Raw genomic sequence first — 2,745 nt, 5'->3', positions numbered from 1 at the left:
GCTGTATACTGCGCAAAAAGATGTAAGAATTGTATCTACTTTCTTATCTTCAAATAGTCTTATATGCGATTCTATGTATTCTGTTTCATCTTTTTCTCCGCTAAATGGAATATAATACACCTCAGTTGGATTAATTTCTATCTCATTTAGTAAGTCCTCAAGTATTTCATTTTCCACAACATCTATACTAAATCTGTCTAATTTCATGCCTAAATCTTTGATTTCCCAAAATGCTTTTATTATACTTGTTCCTCCCTTAGAAACGAATACATTAGGAAGTTTTATATCATGTTTGTTTTTAATAGCTTCATAAACACCACAACCAGTAAACATAATTGCATCGCATTCTTTTTCGCATTCATCTATTACTTCCAAAGCTTCTATTGCTTTTTCTCTTATATATAATTTAGTTTCTAGACTAGAATCTATCTTTTTTAAATTGCTTTGTATTTTTAGGCCAGAATCTAATGGCCCTATAATTCCTACTATCATCAAATTCCTCCGATTAAATCTTATAATAAAAAGATTATACTATATAAATGAAAAAACTATAAGACTAATATCTCATAGTTCAGAATTGATAAAAAATTATTAATCTTTTTTGGAAAAAATGTATAAGCAATAAATATAGGGGACATACTATATTTATAAAACTTAATAAAGTAAAAGAATTACTCAATCTCCCCCATTTTATAAGGCCTCTATCCCCCATAGAGGTCTTTGTTTTTATGTAAAAGTATTTTAATATATAGGTTCATATTTAGACATTTTGGGTAAAATATGTAAAAAATGTTCTCTAACAATTTAATATAAACTATATCTAAATATACTCAAAAAGTGATGAATATATGGTATACTTATAAATATTAGGAACGAGTGTTCGGAAAGGGAGTGATATTGTGGATTTTAAAATAAAATCTGATTTTAAGCCTACGGGTGACCAACCAGAAGCTATAAAGTCAATTGTTAGTTCTATGAATAGAGATGAAAAATTTTCTACATTATTAGGAGTTACTGGATCGGGAAAGACTTTTACTATGGCAAATATAATACAAGAGGTAAAAAAACCTACATTAATCATTGCTCATAATAAAACTTTAGCAGCACAATTATATAGTGAATTTAAAGAATTCTTTCCTGAAAATGCAGTTGAATATTTTGTAAGTTACTATGATTATTATCAACCAGAGGCTTATGTAGCCCATAGTGATACATATATAGAAAAGGATGCTAGTATAAATGATGAAATAGATAAGTTGCGTCACTCTGCAACTGCTTCGATTTTAGAGCGAAAAGATGTGATAATAATATCTTCAGTTTCTTGTATTTATGGTTTGGGGGATCCTGAAGACTATAGAAATCTTATGGTATCTTTAAGGCCAGGAATGGAAAGAGATAGAGATGATATCATAAAGAGATTAATAGAAATACAGTACGAGAGAAATGATATCAATTTTACTAGGGGTACTTTTAGAGTTAGAGGAGATATTTTAGAGATTTTTCCTGCAAGTAATGATGAGAGGGCAATAAGAATAGAGTTTTTTGGAGACGAAATAGATAGAATAACAGAAATAGATTATGTAACTGGTAAGATAGCTGGGGTTAGAAATCATGTAGTCATATTCCCTGCATCTCACTATGTCACAACACCAGAAAGAGTTGAGAAAGCTGTTGTGAATATAGAGGAAGAACTTGTTGAGAGAGTAAATTACTTTAAAGAAAATGATAAGCTTATAGAAGCTCAAAGAATAGATCAAAGAACTAAATATGATATCGAAATGCTTAAAGAAATAGGATTCTGCCAAGGTATAGAAAACTATTCTAGACATATTACAGGTAGAGAGCCTGGTGAAAAGCCATACACGTTAATGGATTTCTTCCCAGATGACTACTTAATAATAGTGGATGAATCTCATGTTACAGTTCCTCAAGTAAGAGGTATGTATGCGGGAGATAGATCTAGAAAAGGATCACTTATTGATAATGGATTTAGACTTCCTTCAGCTTACGATAATAGACCTTTAAACTTTAGTGAATTTGAGAGTAATATTAATCAAATACTATTTGTAACGGCTACACCAGGTCCTTATGAAATAGAGCATTCAACTACCATAGCTCAGCAAATAATAAGACCTACAGGATTATTAGATCCTATAATAGAAGTTAGACCTATAAATAATCAAATAGATAACTTGGTAGGAGAAATTAATCAAATTACAGAAAAAGGTGAAAGAGTATTAATAACTACCTTAACTAAAAAAATGAGTGAAGACCTTACTAATTACCTAAAAGAAATAGGCATAAAGGTAAGATATTTACACTCTGATATAGATACATTGGAAAGAATAGAGATAATAAGAGATTTAAGATTAGGTAAGTTTGATGTACTTGTAGGTATAAATTTACTGAGAGAAGGATTAGATATTCCTGAGGTATCTTTAGTTGCAATACTAGATGCAGATAAAGAAGGTTTCTTACGTTCTGAAACGTCTCTGATACAGACGGTAGGGCGTGCTGCAAGAAATGAAAATGGTAAGGTAATAATGTATGCTGACAAAATTACTAGATCTATGCAGGCTACTATAGAAGAAACAAAAAGAAGAAGAGAAATTCAAGATCAGTACAATAAAGAGCATGGTATAACACCTAAGACAATACAAAAGAGTGTAAGAAATGCTATAGAAGCAACTGTAGTTGCTGATGAAGAAGCTACTTACGGATTCAAAGATAGTGATGATATAGAAG

1 protein-coding gene and 1 pseudogene are annotated in these 2,745 nt (G+C 30.4%); one reads left to right on the top strand and one right to left on the bottom strand.

Features of this window, described 5'->3' with window-relative positions; translation table 11 throughout:
* A pseudogene (locus tag CHL78_RS19910) lies at nt 1–492 on the bottom strand (transcriptional regulator); the annotation flags it as partial.
* A gap of 407 nt (nt 493–899) precedes the next feature.
* Between CHL78_RS19910 and uvrB the strand changes: the two are divergent.
* Nucleotides 900–2,745 (top strand): excinuclease ABC subunit UvrB (uvrB, locus tag CHL78_RS19905; RefSeq protein ID WP_116041755.1); only part of this gene is annotated, 1,846 nt, incomplete at its 3' end.

This window comes from Romboutsia weinsteinii, assembly GCF_002250835.2.
GTDB lineage: Bacteria > Bacillota > Clostridia > Peptostreptococcales > Peptostreptococcaceae > Romboutsia_A > Romboutsia_A weinsteinii.
Note: the sequence above shows the minus strand (reverse complement) of the source record. Positions and strands in the feature narration are given on the sequence as shown.